General features: G+C 58.0%; 11 protein-coding genes and 1 tRNA gene. 8 read left to right on the top strand and 4 right to left on the bottom strand.

Annotated elements, in window-relative coordinates:
- Nucleotides 1-41: 41 nt before the first annotated feature.
- Nucleotides 42-392 carry a ligand-binding protein SH3 gene (locus C1931_RS12170; protein ID WP_108756543.1) on the bottom strand — a complete coding sequence of 117 codons (351 nt, stop codon included), beginning with the start codon at nucleotides 390-392 and terminating at the stop codon, nucleotides 42-44.
- 147 nt (nucleotides 393-539) lie between these two features.
- A complete protein-coding gene (locus C1931_RS12165) occupies nucleotides 540-1,124 on the bottom strand; it encodes an NAD(P)H-dependent oxidoreductase (protein WP_108753482.1) in 585 nt (194 codons plus the stop codon).
- A 125-nt stretch (nucleotides 1,125-1,249) separates the two neighbouring features.
- On the opposite strand from C1931_RS12165, the gene C1931_RS12160 reads away from it, so the two are divergent.
- From C1931_RS12160 to C1931_RS12150, 3 genes are all read left to right on the top strand, one after another.
- Nucleotides 1,250-2,242, top strand: coding sequence for a LysR family transcriptional regulator (locus C1931_RS12160; RefSeq protein WP_079222336.1), 993 nt, complete (start codon nucleotides 1,250-1,252; stop codon nucleotides 2,240-2,242).
- Nucleotides 2,243-2,344: 102 nt separating this feature from the next.
- Nucleotides 2,345-2,434 (top strand) — tRNA-Ser (locus C1931_RS12155).
- A 953-nt stretch (nucleotides 2,435-3,387) separates the two neighbouring features.
- Nucleotides 3,388-5,121 (top strand): ATP-binding protein, encoded by a 1,734-nt coding sequence (locus C1931_RS12150; RefSeq protein ID WP_108757750.1) that lies wholly within the window; start codon nucleotides 3,388-3,390, stop codon nucleotides 5,119-5,121.
- A 275-nt stretch (nucleotides 5,122-5,396) separates the two neighbouring features.
- Here the strand turns inward: C1931_RS12150 and C1931_RS20315 are convergent, their stop codons facing one another.
- Nucleotides 5,397-9,245: a hypothetical protein gene (locus C1931_RS20315; RefSeq protein ID WP_159095495.1), complete on the bottom strand. Its 3,849-nt coding sequence runs from the start codon at nucleotides 9,243-9,245 to the stop codon at nucleotides 5,397-5,399.
- Nucleotides 9,246-9,492: 247 nt separating this feature from the next.
- On the opposite strand from C1931_RS20315, the gene C1931_RS12140 reads away from it, so the two are divergent.
- The 3 genes from C1931_RS12140 (at nucleotide 9,493) to C1931_RS12130 (ending at nucleotide 11,798) form a co-directional block, all read left to right on the top strand.
- Entirely contained in the window at nucleotides 9,493-9,975 is a 483-nt protein-coding gene (locus C1931_RS12140) for a hypothetical protein (protein ID WP_108756541.1), read from the top strand.
- Nucleotides 9,976-10,443: 468 nt separating this feature from the next.
- Nucleotides 10,444-10,989, top strand: a complete 546-nt coding sequence (locus tag C1931_RS12135; RefSeq protein WP_108756540.1) for an H-NS family nucleoid-associated regulatory protein — start codon at nucleotides 10,444-10,446, stop codon at nucleotides 10,987-10,989.
- 350 nt (nucleotides 10,990-11,339) lie between these two features.
- The gene (locus tag C1931_RS12130; RefSeq protein ID WP_159095494.1) at nucleotides 11,340-11,798 is read left to right on the top strand and encodes a hypothetical protein; all 459 of its coding nucleotides are present in this window, start codon (nucleotides 11,340-11,342) and stop codon (nucleotides 11,796-11,798) included.
- Nucleotides 11,799-11,952: 154 nt separating this feature from the next.
- Here the strand turns inward: C1931_RS12130 and C1931_RS12125 are convergent, their stop codons facing one another.
- Complete coding sequence (locus C1931_RS12125; protein WP_159095493.1) at nucleotides 11,953-12,279, bottom strand: hypothetical protein; 327 nt, start codon at nucleotides 12,277-12,279, stop codon at nucleotides 11,953-11,955.
- 476 nt (nucleotides 12,280-12,755) lie between these two features.
- Between C1931_RS12125 and C1931_RS12120 the strand changes: the two genes are divergently transcribed.
- Entirely contained in the window at nucleotides 12,756-13,559 is an 804-nt protein-coding gene (locus C1931_RS12120) for a PoNe immunity protein domain-containing protein (RefSeq protein WP_199913880.1), read from the top strand.
- 125 nt (nucleotides 13,560-13,684) lie between these two features.
- Complete coding sequence (locus C1931_RS12115) at nucleotides 13,685-13,912, top strand: hypothetical protein (protein WP_159095492.1); 228 nt, start codon at nucleotides 13,685-13,687, stop codon at nucleotides 13,910-13,912.
- Nucleotides 13,913-14,014 lie beyond the last annotated feature (102 nt).

The raw sequence follows: 14,014 nt of genomic DNA, 5'->3' as shown, positions 1-14,014 counted from the left end.
GATCTACCGCGTCCACGCTATGCGTGGATGAACCCCCGCGATCACCCCACCACCCGCACCTTCTCCAACGGCACCCAACCGGGCTCGCCGTGCTCTGGCACACACCACGCCCATCCATTCAGCGTGCGCAGCCCGCGCAATCGTTGGCCCGGGTCCACATCCAGCTCCCGCGCGCAGTAATCCTGCGTGGCAAATGCGCCACCGTGCGCATCGCGCCCGATCACCGGCGCCGGCACGAAGCCCGGTTCCTGCCCCTCGGCCTGGCATAGAAACCAGTCTTCCCAGCCCTCAGGGCCTTCATAACGTTCACCCACCATCAGCGCCTGCCCGCGGCGCAGGGTGATCGGCTGCGGAAATTCGCTGCGGTGCGCAGTGGTCACGATGTAATCCATGCCCCCAGCCTACCGGCCGCACGCAACAAAAAACGGCCCCGCAATGCGGAGCCGTCAGGGTGGGCCGGGATGGGGGAGGGACTCCCGGCCCGCAATCAGCGCCCCCGACGAGGAGGGGGGAGGGCGCCGATCGCTGGAACGCGGTACTTACGCAGCCACTTCTTCGGCAGCGTGCGACGGCAGGGCCGACAGCGCGCCGGCAATGGCGTCTTCGCGGTGCTTGGGCGAATAGGCAATGCCCTCGGCGCGCACGAATTCCACGTTGTCGATGCCCATGAAGGCGAACACCTGGCGCAGGAAGGGCTCCTGGAAGTCGGCCGGCGAATCGGTGTAGATGCCGCCGCGGGCGCTCACCACGATCACGCGCTTGCCACCGGCCAGGCCCACCGGGCCGTTCTCGGTGTACTTGAAGGTGCGGCCGGCCACGGCCACGCGGTCAATCCAGGCCTTCAGCGTGGACGGAATGCTGAAGTTGTACATCGGCGCGCCGATGACAAGGATGTCGGCGGCCAGGAACTGCTGCATCACCTGTTCAGCATCGGCCGCCTCGGCGGCATCGGCGCCGGCCAGCGAACCGCTGCGCAGATGGGGTACCGGGTTGGCGTCCAGATCGCGATAATCGACCTGCAGGCCGTCGATCTGGTCCTTGAACTGGGCGACCACCGCCGCAGTCAGCTGACGCGAGACGGAGTTGTCGCCAAGCACGCTGGCGTCGAGATGCAGAAGCTTCATGGCAGTCACCTATGTTCGGGAAGGAGGGGGCGGGTTCGCCGCCGACGGAGAGAACGATAGGTTGTTGCATGGGCGGGATAAAGGTGGTTCAATGCCACGAATTGTTCTAGATATGGAACTCGGGTATGCATGACCTGAATGACCTGTACTACTTCGCCATGGTCGTGGACCACGGCGGTTTCGCCGCCGCCGAGCGCGCCCTGGGTATCCCCAAATCGCGCCTGAGCCGCCGTATCAGCCAGCTGGAAACCGACCTGGGCGTGCGCCTGCTGCAGCGTTCCACGCGCCGCTTCGCCGTCACCGACGTCGGTACCAGCGTGCACCGCCACGCGCAGACCATGCTGGCCGAGGCCCAGGCCGCGCGCGAAGTGGTCGACCGCCTGAGCGCCGAGCCGCGCGGCGTCGTGCGCGCCAGCGTGCCGGTGTCGCTGGCGCAGATGCAGCTGCCCAAGCTGCTGCCCAAGTTCCTGGAGCAGTACCCGAAGGTGCGCCTGCAGCTGAACATCAGCAACCGCCGCGTGGACATCATCAATGAAGGCTACGACGTGGCCCTGCGCGTGCGTTCGCGCCTGGACGACGACGGCAGCCTGGTCATGCGCAGCTTCGGCCAGGTGCAGGAACTGCTGGTGGCCAGCCCGAAGTACCTGGACCGCGCCGGCCGCCCGAAGGACCCCGAGGAGCTGACCCAGCACGTCACCCTCAGCATCAGCGAAGACGAGGCGCGCCAGCGCTGGGAACTGCATGGCCCGGAAGGCGAAGTGCGCCGGGTGGACCTGCAGCCGCGCGTGGCCGGCTTCGATTTCCCGCTGCTGCAGAGCATGGTGAAGGACGGCTTCGGCATCACCATGCTGCCGGAAACTGTGTGCGCCGAAGCCGTGCGCAACGGTGAGCTGGAAGTGGTGCTGCCGGACTGGTCGCTGCCGCAGGGCGTGTGCCATGCCGTGTTCGCCTCGCGCCGTGGCCTGCTGCCGGCGGTGCGCGTGTTCATCGACTTCCTGGCCGAACACCTGCCGCCGCAGCTGGAGGCTTCGCGCCTGGACTGCGGCGGCGCGTGCGAGAAGGCCAAGGAGAAGATCAAGGCCAGCGCCCTGGGAGCCTTGGCCGTGGATGCGGGCTGAAGCCTGCCGATAGCGCCGGGTCACGCCCGGCGTTACGCCGGTCTTGGGCAAATCGCCCGGCCGTGCGAGAATGCGTGCCCGGCCAGCAGGCTGGGCCGATACGGAGAGATGGCCGAGCGGTTTAAGGCACCGGTCTTGAAAACCGGCGAAGGGTTAAACCTTCCGTGGGTTCGAATCCCACTCTCTCCGCCACCGTTTCGTGCAAGTCATTGATTTTGAAAGATAAAAGCAATCGACTCTGAATTTGGTATGCCAGCTGGTATGCCACCGCCTCTTGGGTACACCTGGACAGGTCTGGACGCTCCCTCTGGCTGACAGAGGCTGCGTTCGTTCGACGCTTCGGGGGAATTCCAAGAGTTGCATCGCTCAGTCAGGGGCGACTTCGTGACGTCTGCGATGGCCCCTCGCGGTCGGCAATCAGGGAGTCCTGATTTCTGCCTATGGCGCGGGGGAGGCTCAGCGGCGAGGGAAGTTGTGGGCGCAGCTGCCGACTTCCTGGCTATGCTTACTCAAGATCGTCGGAGGCGTTGGTGAGGCGGACGCAGCTTCATCATTGCGTGTCGCGAAGTATGCAAAGCCGTCAGCTGACGGCGCTTCTTAGGCAAAGTGGCCCCATAGTACTTCCGGCTATCTCCCGGCGAAACTTGGGCGGGTGATCGCACGAGCCTGGAGCAGACAAAGCATTGCATCTGGATCATCTGCTGTCGCAAATAGCTTGCTTAGCCCAGAAGTCTCCTGAGCGGGACTTTGATTGTTTGGGCTTTAGGTCGCAACGTTCTTCGCCGCGTTCGATCATGCCGATGAACGTCCTGTGGGCCCAAGACGCTTCCGCGAAACCTTCGTACGAGAGTCCAAGGGCCCTTCCGAATTCCCTTACTTTGAACAAGTAGCTGTCACCGCGGGCGAAAGCCTCGCGCCGGGATTGTAGTGGCTCCATCGAGAGGGCCAAAGAGCGGATCACGGCCAGCGCGCTGTGCACATGAGCCGTGGATGCGGGCTTCCGTGGGCGACGTGCGTCGATATCTTCTAGAGGATGGTCTCAAGCTCACCTGCTTTGAGCCGATAGCGCTCTGTGGTAATACATTTCTGGATTGCCTCTATCTGCCACGCCGCGTCGTATGTCATTTGGAATGGAGCTCTTGGGAATGGATAAGCTCAACTTTGGCGTCAACTCTCGTATTGCCGCCTTGCTTAGCAATGAGTACTCATCAACGGAGAGGGCGTTGATTGAGCTGATCGATAACGCCTGGGACGCTGATGCCACGAGGGTACTTGTGGATATCCCAGAGCCTCTCTCCGGTAATCCCATTGTTGTATCGGACAATGGGAACGGAATGACCGTTGACCAGATCCGTTCCCATTATTTGCAGATCGCAGCGGACAGAAGGCGGCGCTCCGGCGACAGATCCATTCGGTTCAAGCGCAAGGTCAAGGGCAGCAAGGGCATCGGCAAGTTTTCTGGTCTGATGGCCGCCGCCGAGATGCACGTTGATACCGCAGTGGACGGGCGGCGGGTGAGGCTGAGCTTCACCCTTGAGCAGCTTAAGGATGTTGATGGCATCGATGAACTGGAGATTCCCTACACGGTGTCTGTAGAGGATGAGCATGTACAGGGCACAACCATCACGCTCTCTCAGCTCAGGCAAGGGGGAGCTTATCCAGACGCCGTTGAACTGAGGCACTTGCTAGTCCAGTCCTACGGGCGGCGTCAAGACATGGCTATCGAGATCAACGGCAAACCATTGGACGTCGACGATGTTCAGGGCCATTTTGAGGAGAAGGCAATCAGTGTTCCAGGCGCCGCGGACCTGACCGTTCGATTCGCCCTGAGCGAGCGAAAGACCGCCATGAAGAGTCCGGGAATTCAGATCCGTGTGGGCTCGCGCATTGTGGGGCGGCCCTCACTCTTTGGGCTGGACCAGCGTGGAGATATCTCGCCGAAGTTGCTGAAGAAGCTCTATGGCGAAATTGACCTAGAAGGTGTGGTGGACGCCAATGTTGCTAGCTGGGAGACTCTTGTTGCCGGTGACCCGACATGGGCTCTCGTGCAGGATCGTGTCAGGGATGCTCTCTATGAGAGCTATCAGGCTCGCTTCAAGAGGGACATGAGTTTGGCCCGGGCTCGGCTCCAGCAGCAGTTCAACAAGCGGATGGCCGAGCTCCCCGAGTACAAGCGTGAGTTTGCTGATAAGGCGATCATGAAGGTGCTCAATCGATACTCCGACGAGCCTCATGAGAGGGTTGCTCCCATGGTCGCGGTTCTGCTTGATGCTCTGGAGAGCAGCGACTACCGGCTTCTGCTCGAGCACATTGCAGGGGCTTCAAGCGCCGATGTCTCAAAGGTCGCAGACTCACTCAACGACTTTGGGCTGGCTGATATGGCCCATCTGGTTGATCAAGCTCGAGCTCGGACGGCTGTTCTTGATGCGCTTGAAGACTTGTCCCGGGACAAGAGTACGCTAGAAGCCACGATGCATAGGGCGCTGGAGAGCAATCTTTGGGTGTTTGGTCCGGAGTTCGCCCTGTTTTCGTCCAACAAGACGCTGCGTCGAATGGTGGAGGAATACCTAGACCAGAAGTACACCGGCACCAACGCTACCGATCGGCCAGATTTGATGCTGAAGCAGAACTTTGCGGGAGAGTACCTGCTCATTGAATTCAAGCGCCCCGCGCATGCGTTGACTGTCTCTGACTACCAGCAAGCAATTGGTTACAGGCATCACTTTGGTCCCTTCACACCCAGGCGTATCCGTGTCTTCGTGGTTGGAGGAGATCGGGGCGCCTTTCCAACGAGTAACTTGGAACCGGACGTCGTAGGCACTTCATTTTTTGACGTCATCTCAATGGCGCGAACTCAGCTTGACTGGCAGCTCAAGTAGATCTTCAAAGTCCCTGATACGTGATGGCGAACAGTAGGCCAATCCATGAGGAGCAGTGCCCTGTCTGCAAGGTCGGCGTTTTCGTAGACCGAGTGGGGCGCAATGGGCGCTTCAGGAGCTTTTTGAGCTATCGGGACTGCAAGAAAAAACGGAGAAAGCGGCGCTGAAGGCGTGGGTTCACTTGCAGTCCTTTCGTCGTCGTTTGACGCAGCTGTCCGAGAGGACAGCTGCGTCTGTGGGCGAGTCCCGCTTACTGGCTCTTAAAGTTCGCTCAACTAGGGGGCTTGTGCGTCGCGCCAGCCGGTCAGAGTCGGCTTTTCTGGCCAGACAGCCTGTGTATCTCTAACACGTCGGTGCTTCTCAAATGCTTGCAATCTGCCAACCTCGAGTCGAGACAACAGCTCCTGGGGACAGTCGCGGCGGGAGAGGGCATATTTCAGGTCTGACCATGTTCGATGTAGCCGCGGTTTGCATTCTTCTATCGCCGCTACGAACGGTTCAAATATGCTCTGGCGTAGCATGTCCGCCGCCCCGATCTGCTCAGCAGCCAATTCTTCTCTCTTGGCCTCAATGGCGCTGAGCGCCACGTCCAAAGTATCAATCAACTTAATCGACTTGTAATCGTTCTCAACCAACTTCCGTATTGACCCGGCAAGTGGACAGTCTTTGAGCCATAGACGAATCTGAAAGACGCGCTCTATGACGCCTTCGATAACCGGATCAGCTGCCGCCGCGAGCTCACCAAGACCTTTGTCCTTAAGGAGACGGTCGATCATGATCTCCCAGGCATCGGGCAACCAGTTTGCATTCGTGCCAGCCTGGAACCGGAGCAGAGTTAGATATGTGTCAAACAGCGACTCTTGAGGGAGGGTGCTCAGTAGTTCAGAAACTGCGCCCTCCTGATGGCTTAGCACTTCAATCAATGCGAGAGGATGAAGTTCATGATCCGGCCTGGCGGCAATGTCAAACACGAGATCCGCCCACTTGTCGCTTCGATGGTGTGTGCCGTACCACCACAGCGGTTGGGGCCAGCCACAATGGACATAGATGCATGCAGTGAATAGTTCTCTTCCAAGCAACTGTTCTACTTCGGTCGCATTAAGAGGAAGAATGGAGCTTTGGTCAGTGCACCACCTGACCACTGAAGCTGGAATGCTACGAGTGGTCAATGCGACAGCCTTGAGCCACAGTGCGTCCTGCTCATTCGAGCGCAATGAGGACAGCACGAGGACGGCCTCACGGATGGGCAGCTCAGTCCAGCTTTCTATCAGTCTGGAGATGGTGACAAGGCGCAGCCCCGTATCTCCAACAGCCAATAGGGCAGATATTAATCGGTATCGGCGTTCATCGGCCGCCAGTTTAAGCAGCGGCTCCGTAACGCTGAGCTCGTATTCGTCGAGCGTGAAGGCATCAACCCTTCGAATGATTCTGTTGATCCAAGCCTCCAGCGCATCGCCCATTGCAGATGTTGGAAGCTGCTTCATTGCGTCGTCTACCGCCGCGTTGAGGCGGCCGTCACGAAGCGCGATGGTATGGGGCATGCAATCTAGTGCTCTTGGAAGCAGTCTGGCGAAGATCTCCCATGGTGGTGACTTGCCGAATTCTTCCACTCGATTGAAGAGAACAAGGCGGGTGTAGAGGACGCTGGCGCAGCTCGGAACCCTGATCTGATCTTCAATGATTGAACAAATTCTCTCGCGGCGAGAATGATCAAGTGAGGCCCATGATTGAGCAAGGGCCTTCAGTAGGCGGACACTCATTGCTGGAGTGCGGTCGCGGGCGATCAGTTCCAGAATTCCTTCATCGTCTTGGCGGTTTGTCGATATCCAGCAATTGGCAGTGAATGCTCGAATAGTCGATTCGTCCGCTCGAAGCAGTCGTTCAGCTGCTTTCGACGTCAATCGCTGAGGCTCTTTTGCCAGTGCCTGAAGGATCCTTTTGGATAACGCTAGGTCGAGAGCAATGGGGCGACCATCCTCGATCGCATCGAGGTAGGGCTGGACGGATTCCAGAGTGGGTGACGTTTCAAAGAAATTGTAATTACTCGAAATGAATCCGACGCCGGAATCTACATTGATCTGCTCCAGGCTGATGATCATGTCCTCTGCGATCCAGGGCAGATCGTCTCGCAGCTCTTGGGGAAGCTCATCCACGAACTGAACAAGGAACGCAAAGCAGCTGTCTCGTGTTGCCGGAAACTTTGACCTTGTACCGAGCTTCGCCAGCTCAAAGAGGCCCTTGCCATGGTGACCTTGGAAGGCCGACCGCATCCAGCGGAGGTTCTGCGCTGCTGCAAGTGATGTGATTGGGGAGGCGCAAGCCAGTCCTCTCTGAAGTTGCTCAAGGAGGGGAGCTCGGTCCTGTGGAATATCCGGTACAGCTAGTGCCTGGGCCCCAGCACGGAGATAGGGATGCGTAAAATTGAAATCACTCTCCTCGGCCCGGAGAACGCGGCGCCTTTGGAGTGCGGTAAGTGCTGCCCGCGCCTCTTGTGTTAGTTCGCAGGGGGCTTCGTAGGCGGGAGGAGGGGAGGAGGTCCAATCTGCCCCTAAAGTAATCGACGCAAACTCTTCCACGAAGCCAGGGCGCTCCTCGCTTGAGCTGATCATGTACGCAAGATCTGGCTCGCCGATCGGTCGATGGATCTCAGTTCCCATGGCGGCTGCGATCAGTACGCTTCTCGCACCGATAAGCTTTTCAGATAGAGATCGCGCAAAGTCAATTGCATCTCGGCGTGACTGTGCCAGTATCTCGGCATCGGTTGGCGCGTTTGGAAGCTCGCTCCAAGTCTGTGCCAGGTATGCAAGCGCGCCCGGTTCGCAAAGCTGGTCGTTCCGCTCGATGATCTTGTCCACAGCGGCAATCGTTGCTTCTGAAAGTCCTTGTGCTTCAGCAGAGGATCTCCAAACTTCTGTTGCCACCGACGCGGGTAGGCGCGCAAGTGAGGTCCAAGATTGCGAGCCTATGCGGCAACTTGCCAGCTCGTTTGTGCCGCGTACTTGGAGAAGAACATTCTCTGTCTGTGCGACGATCAGATAGCGTCCAGCTCGGAGGCGAGCAGACAATCGTGCTAGATTTGCCATCACGGCACTTGGGTTCTCGATAGGTTCTCGAGAGCCGAGGGGGTCGTCAAGGATGTATCCTCGATGCCCATCCACGGGGTCTGTGAGGTAGCGCTCGGCCTCATCAACGTGGCTTCCGGTTCTGACCGCGACACCATCGGCTTGGAGCGCTGATCCGATTGTGAGCGACGTCCAGGTCTTCCCTGCGCGGGGAGGGCCTGCCAGCAGCAAGCATTGCTGATCCCTCAGAGCTTGCAGTAGCGCATCCTCGGTCCCGCGAACAATATAGTTTGCAGGCTGGAGCTGGGCTGGGGCATGTACTCTCAGCAGCTCTAGGAAGTCGGGCACTACGTCCTTCTGGCTTCTTTTCGCCTGAGCGATGGTGTCTGTGAGCCTGGCGATGAACCCACGGATAGAGGGCGCGTCGAATCGTTCTTCCTGCAGGACTCTGTGCAATCTGATCTCTACAGACTCTGCGGTCTCCCGCTCGACCAGAATTATCTTCCCTAGCGCTTGACGGAAGCAGTCCTCGCTCCGGAGCGCAGCATCGGCTTGTTCGTTGGCTCGCTTGATATCCAGCGCAGATACCTTTTCCTTCGGATCTGTAGCTTTCTGCAGAGTTGAAGTGGACTGATCGACAACCGCTTGACGAACGACCTTAGCTAGTCGTTGGCTTGGGTACCTGGCCTGTGGCCTGTCCAATCGATTCTGACGCGTCAGAAGCTCCTCCAGGTCGTCACAGACTCTGGAGCTCAGTACGAACGCGGCGTATGTCTCGCTCTCATCCATCAGCCGCCGTAACAGGGATGGGGTGTCTTTTCTAGCAGGGTAGTGAGCCAAGTGCTCTACAAGCTTGGACACTGAGAGCGCCTCAGAGCCTCCCTTCACCTGCACCTCAAGGGTGCAGGGCGTGGCGTCTTGCCAAACAATACGGGCGTCCTCGCCGGCCTCGGGCTCAGGCACCAGTGAGCAACTTCCGCTCCGGCCCAGGGCCAACGCTGCTTCAACGCAGATCATGTCCTGAAGCATGAATTTCTCAGGGCCGGTGATCGCAATGTTCATTCGCTACCTCTAGATGACGCTTTCTGGATCATTCCTTGATGCTTCCCGTTGTTTGGGCCCACGCGAGCGAGCCTGCATGTCGCTTAAGGCCAGCGGGATGTTAAGCCTCGGCAGCGCACAGCAACAAGCCGCGCGTCCAAGTGCTTGAGATTTGGGGGGAGGGCGCTCGCTTCCGCCTTGGGCAGTTGATGCATTCACGTGAATGTCGGTAGGTTTCTAGATCCATCTAATTTCAATCGAGGTGCGCATGGCCGACGATCAGATCATGCCCGTTCTGGGATTCGACCTGGGAGGCGTTACTAGTAAGGGGCGGCTGGTCGCAGTGGCCATCAAGTTCGGCGTTGCAGGCGGAAATGAGCTGATGACTGTATGGGATCAGCCACAGCTAGAGTCATTGCTGAGTGTCGCATTCGAACAAGCTCGGCAATACTTTGATGATCGAGTTTCCGAGATCCATGAGATTGCTAGGCGCGTTGAGCGATCAGTTGTTTTGTCGCGCCCGGACCTACTTCGGAGCGAATTGACTGATCCGTCAGGTAGTGCGCGAGTCTGCACGATCGATGTGAAGTTTGGACCAGAGCTGTTGTTGATGGGCCTCACGTTCCCTTGTGGTATGAAGCGTTCTGTAACGATGAGTGGGGCACATTGCTTACTCCTGTATGTGTACGCCACCAAGGTCGTCACCGAGCATGCCTTGGGGATTCCGACTCATGTGTTAGTCACTCACTGAAGGGAGCGTACTTTCGCGTGCAGTTATTCGCCGTTGTCCCCTAAGGAAGGGCGGTGCTCGGCCTTGCCAAAGCTGTCCGTGCGTTGCCCCCCCCCGGCGATCAAAGCAGGCGGCTGAAGCTCGAGTTCCTTGAGCACTGGGAGTACCTGGCAAGGTATTGCCGTGTTCAAGCTCCCAAAGTTGGCGACGTGGGGCGAGACGCCTATCCCGTAAGGTAAGTCCGGAGCGCCGCGACGGATCTGATGTGATGTGTGGCAGATTCAGGGCGGGCGCTATTGGTGCCATTCGCTTTGGCTGATTCCTACCAGAGCGCTTGCCAGTGCCCGCCCTGGCATCTGTTGGTCAGCCTATAGACCAGCTCCGAAGCATGATTGCCATCCGCTTCGCGGCGCCGGCGGGCTGATTGTCGCAATTGGCTTTATCGTGCCGGCAGATATACGCTTGAGCCCCTTTCCCTGGAGTAGGCCTGTGGCTCTGACCACCCTGAAATCACTCGATGCTGAGATCAAGCAGCTCGAAGCACAGAAGAAGCTCGTGGAGAAGCGTGACGGAGAGGTGCCACAGGCGCTGGCCGTTCTCCAGAAGTACGCCAAGGTCTTGTCCCCTGCTCAGCGTCGTCAGATCGCCAAGATTGTCGGAGGCGTGGCGGACCCTGACTTGGCTGCACCGGTTGGCGTTGTGAAGCGAGCAAAGTCATCAGCCAAGGGGCGTACTCTAGGCAAGGTCGCCCCTAAGTACCGGCTGCCTACTGGTGAGACATGGACTGGTCGGGGTCTGGCGCCGAAAGTGTTCGTGGCTTGGCACAAGTCCGCTGAAGGAAAGGCATGGCGTGCCGCGAACCAGGGTGAGAAGTACCCGCCTGCAGATTCGACCAAGTCATCCGCTAAGGTCGGGAAGGTAGCGATTAAGAAGCCGCACAAGGTCAGCACCAAGACTAAGGCTGTGAAGAGGCCTGCTAAGAAGGCTGTCAAAAAGATTGCCCGCAAGCCTGTGCGTGGCGCAAAGCAAGGCTGAGGAATTAGCCGTCACGTGCAAGCATCTGGTCCTTATCTTCTGGTGCGGCTAGGCTGATCTATGTGGTTCTCAGTGCTGCGTTGGGGTTGAGCAGCTGCGAGCCTCGGATCCGGCACCACAGCATGTCTTATTATGCCAATGAGTGGCCCTTGGATATTACAAGGGCCACTTCTGTTATCACGGGTAGGCTGATTGATGCAGCTAACTAATTGCTGAGAAGTGGTTCGTCGGTGCCGTGTTGAGTTCTGATGCTCGGAGTCCTTGTCCCTGGTTGGGGCGGGCGCTGTTGGTCCATGGAGATGGCTGGTATGCCCAATGCAACGGAGTAGACCGAACCTCTTCAGCAGGAGATGACTTCATTGACCGTTTCAGGGACTCAAAAGTTGCTTCATCAGCAGCATCACGATGCCGCCATCAAGTTCAGCTATTTCCTTCTCACCGCTACAGGCGCATCGATCGGCTTCGCGGTACAGAAGCTGGATGGACAGAGCTTCACTTTTGCTGGGATCACGCTGCTAGCTGGAACAGGTGCTTGGCTTCTTTCATTCCTCTGCGGGCTGCTTGCTTTGGAGGCCAATAACGTGACCAAAGGCTTCAATTTGCAGCGACAAATGTTTGAGGGCGGGAATCACACGCTGTCCAAACGATTCAAAAGCGAGACAGAAGAGCTACGGGACGTGGTGATGGAGTGGGTCGCCAACTACCGGAGGCGAGCCCGACTACTGACCATCGTACAGTCGGTTTTTTTGGGAATAAGAGCTACTTGCGTCGTGGCGTGGCGTAATATTGAGATGCTGGACCGCTGCTAATGCGGTCCGCATACCGGTTGTATCTTGATCAAGCATAGGGATGTGCCGATGCCGCACGTAGGCCCTGGTGCGTTGTAGCTTTCTGACTTTTAAGCTCTGCGCTGCGTCTTGGAACGACAGGAGTCAATGCGTCACCGCACGGAAGCGGTACGGGTCACTCTGCGCTTGGCGCCGACCTGATCTTTGCCAGGCCAGCAACCAGCAGCCTGATGTCCTCGGGATCGCCGCCGCGATCGACACGATTGGACCAGCGTGGAAAGTGCTCCTTGAACAACCGAATGCCGTCATCAGTTAGGTTGTCCGTTGTGACCTGAAACGTTTCGCTTAGCGATCCGTCATGGTTGTAGGGCGACTCGCGTAACAGCTCGTTATCTACTAGGAAGCGCATCAGGACATCAGTCATATTCTTGACCAGGCGACGATAGTCAGCGCGCTTACTGCTTGCGAGCATACCGGGGTAGGTGTAAAGGATGATGGTCACGATAGGGCGGGGCTGGCATGTAGTTAGGGAGGACGTAAAAGGCTGCGCAGCCACACTGTCTTATACGAGCACTAGGTGGCCTGAGGCTCGGGCTGTGGACCTAATAGTGCCATCTTGATGCACTTAGGGTGGGGTGAGGTCGTAGTTGACTTGGGCGGTACGGTTGGCATCAGTCAGATCTTAGGACGGTCTGTGGAACTGGGCGTTCAGGTCGGGCTGAGCGCCAGCAGCTCTAGGGGCTGCTGTGATCTGGGTCTGCCGGTCAGAGCTTGGCGCTCGGGCTCATACAGCGTCCAGGTGCTACATCGCATTGAAACTTGTTGCATTTCATCAGCGCGCCGGCGGGCTTAGAGTGGCTGTCTAAAGTGGGCTTGGCCCAGTGGCATGCCTACAAGCTTTTGACGCTGATTGAGCAGGGGCGTCGTATTGCGCCCCGGCGATAGCTTTGTGGCGGTCAGAGGATATGTGGTGGAGAAATGGATGTGAAGCATCGGCAGCAGTACATAAGCCAGTCCTACTACATCAGGATGCGGAATTTCTATGATGGCGCAGATGAGTTCTGGCGGGACGTCGTTCTTGATGAGGACTACCCTGGGCAGGGATCTGCGTTGAAGGCGAACGAGACAAAGCTCGCTTGCCTAAAAAGCCTCTTCTTGCGCTATACAGCTGGCGAGCCCGTGGAGGAAATGGTTCCGCTGCTGGAGCGGCTCGTTGATAAGTATGAGATCCACCAGTCATGTCTTGAACGATCTGAGGGGGTGGTAGGAGTTTCACCGCTCAACATCGAGCATCATCTTGGCCACTACGAGGAGTTCGTCCAAGTCGTGAGTCTGTGCATCCTTCTTCATCGTGAAGACTTGCTGGCCAGATTTGTTGGACTTACAGACAGGGCTGGATTTGCGGGCGAAGACGCGCTGTATGAAGAGCTACTGGCCAAAGTGCTTCCTGGGCGGTTCGACGTAGAACGGTGGTATCACTCCATGTATTCCAGACTGATCGATGCCATTGACGCCGAAACGCCCGCCGAGGCGTCATCCTATCTGTCGGAATATTGCGATACGTGGTACCCAAATTTCGAGATGGCGTGTACCTACTGGTACGACACCCATCTGAACATTGATGGAGATGAGGGAAGCTATTTTGGATACTGGGCGTTCGAGGCTGCAGCAATCGCGTATCTGCACGATATCGACGACAGTGGCATCGTCAGTGCTGTGTATCCAAGGGACATGGTTTCGTATGCCCGATCGCGCAGGGATCTGGCTAGTGCATCGGCCTAGAGTGCTCGACGTGGTGGCGTATCTGATTCGGCAGGGATGGGGATTGAATAGAGGTTCTGACGATCAGGGCGTATCTGAGCCTGAAGAACAACCGGCTGCCGCTACCGCACTTCCAGAACAACGTGGTGGTCAACCGGGTCAAGCTGCAGAAGGCCATCGGGATCTGGTCACCAATCCTGTTCTGGATCTTCCATATCGGCTGGCTGATGTGGAACTGGTCCATCGATGCGTGGATCGGTGTATTGGCGACCGCTGTCTACATGGTCGCTAGCGCAATGCTGTTGGGCCAGATCAAGGACAAGCAGATCGGGGTGATCCCCGATCAAGCTGTGGCCGGCGACGACCAAACCTAAGGGCTGTGGAGCGGCCAGCCCTTGGCCGCGGCCCCGCCAATCCGGAGCTGAACAATGAAAAAAAAACGATAGACGAGCAGAAGGATGCCTGGGCCAAAGCGC

Origin of the sequence: Stenotrophomonas sp. YAU14A_MKIMI4_1, from assembly GCF_003086855.1 — a bacterium.
In the GTDB taxonomy this organism is placed as follows: domain Bacteria; phylum Pseudomonadota; class Gammaproteobacteria; order Xanthomonadales; family Xanthomonadaceae; genus Stenotrophomonas.
The sequence above is the reverse complement of the archived record's forward strand: the minus strand, read 5'-3'. Positions and strand labels throughout refer to the sequence as shown.

Coding starts and splice junctions, on each gene's coding strand:
- C1931_RS12170 (WP_108756543.1), bottom strand. CDS start 392: ATGGATTACATCGTGACCACTGCGCACCGCAGCGAATTTCCGCAGCCG.
- C1931_RS12165 (WP_108753482.1), bottom strand. CDS start 1,124: ATGAAGCTTCTGCATCTCGACGCCAGCGTGCTTGGCGACAACTCCGTC.
- C1931_RS12160 (WP_079222336.1), top strand. CDS start 1,250: ATGCATGACCTGAATGACCTGTACTACTTCGCCATGGTCGTGGACCAC.
- C1931_RS12150 (WP_108757750.1), top strand. CDS start 3,388: ATGGATAAGCTCAACTTTGGCGTCAACTCTCGTATTGCCGCCTTGCTT.
- C1931_RS20315 (WP_159095495.1), bottom strand. CDS start 9,245: ATGAACATTGCGATCACCGGCCCTGAGAAATTCATGCTTCAGGACATG.
- C1931_RS12140 (WP_108756541.1), top strand. CDS start 9,493: ATGGCCGACGATCAGATCATGCCCGTTCTGGGATTCGACCTGGGAGGC.
- C1931_RS12130 (WP_159095494.1), top strand. CDS start 11,340: ATGACTTCATTGACCGTTTCAGGGACTCAAAAGTTGCTTCATCAGCAG.
- C1931_RS12120 (WP_199913880.1), top strand. CDS start 12,756: ATGGATGTGAAGCATCGGCAGCAGTACATAAGCCAGTCCTACTACATC.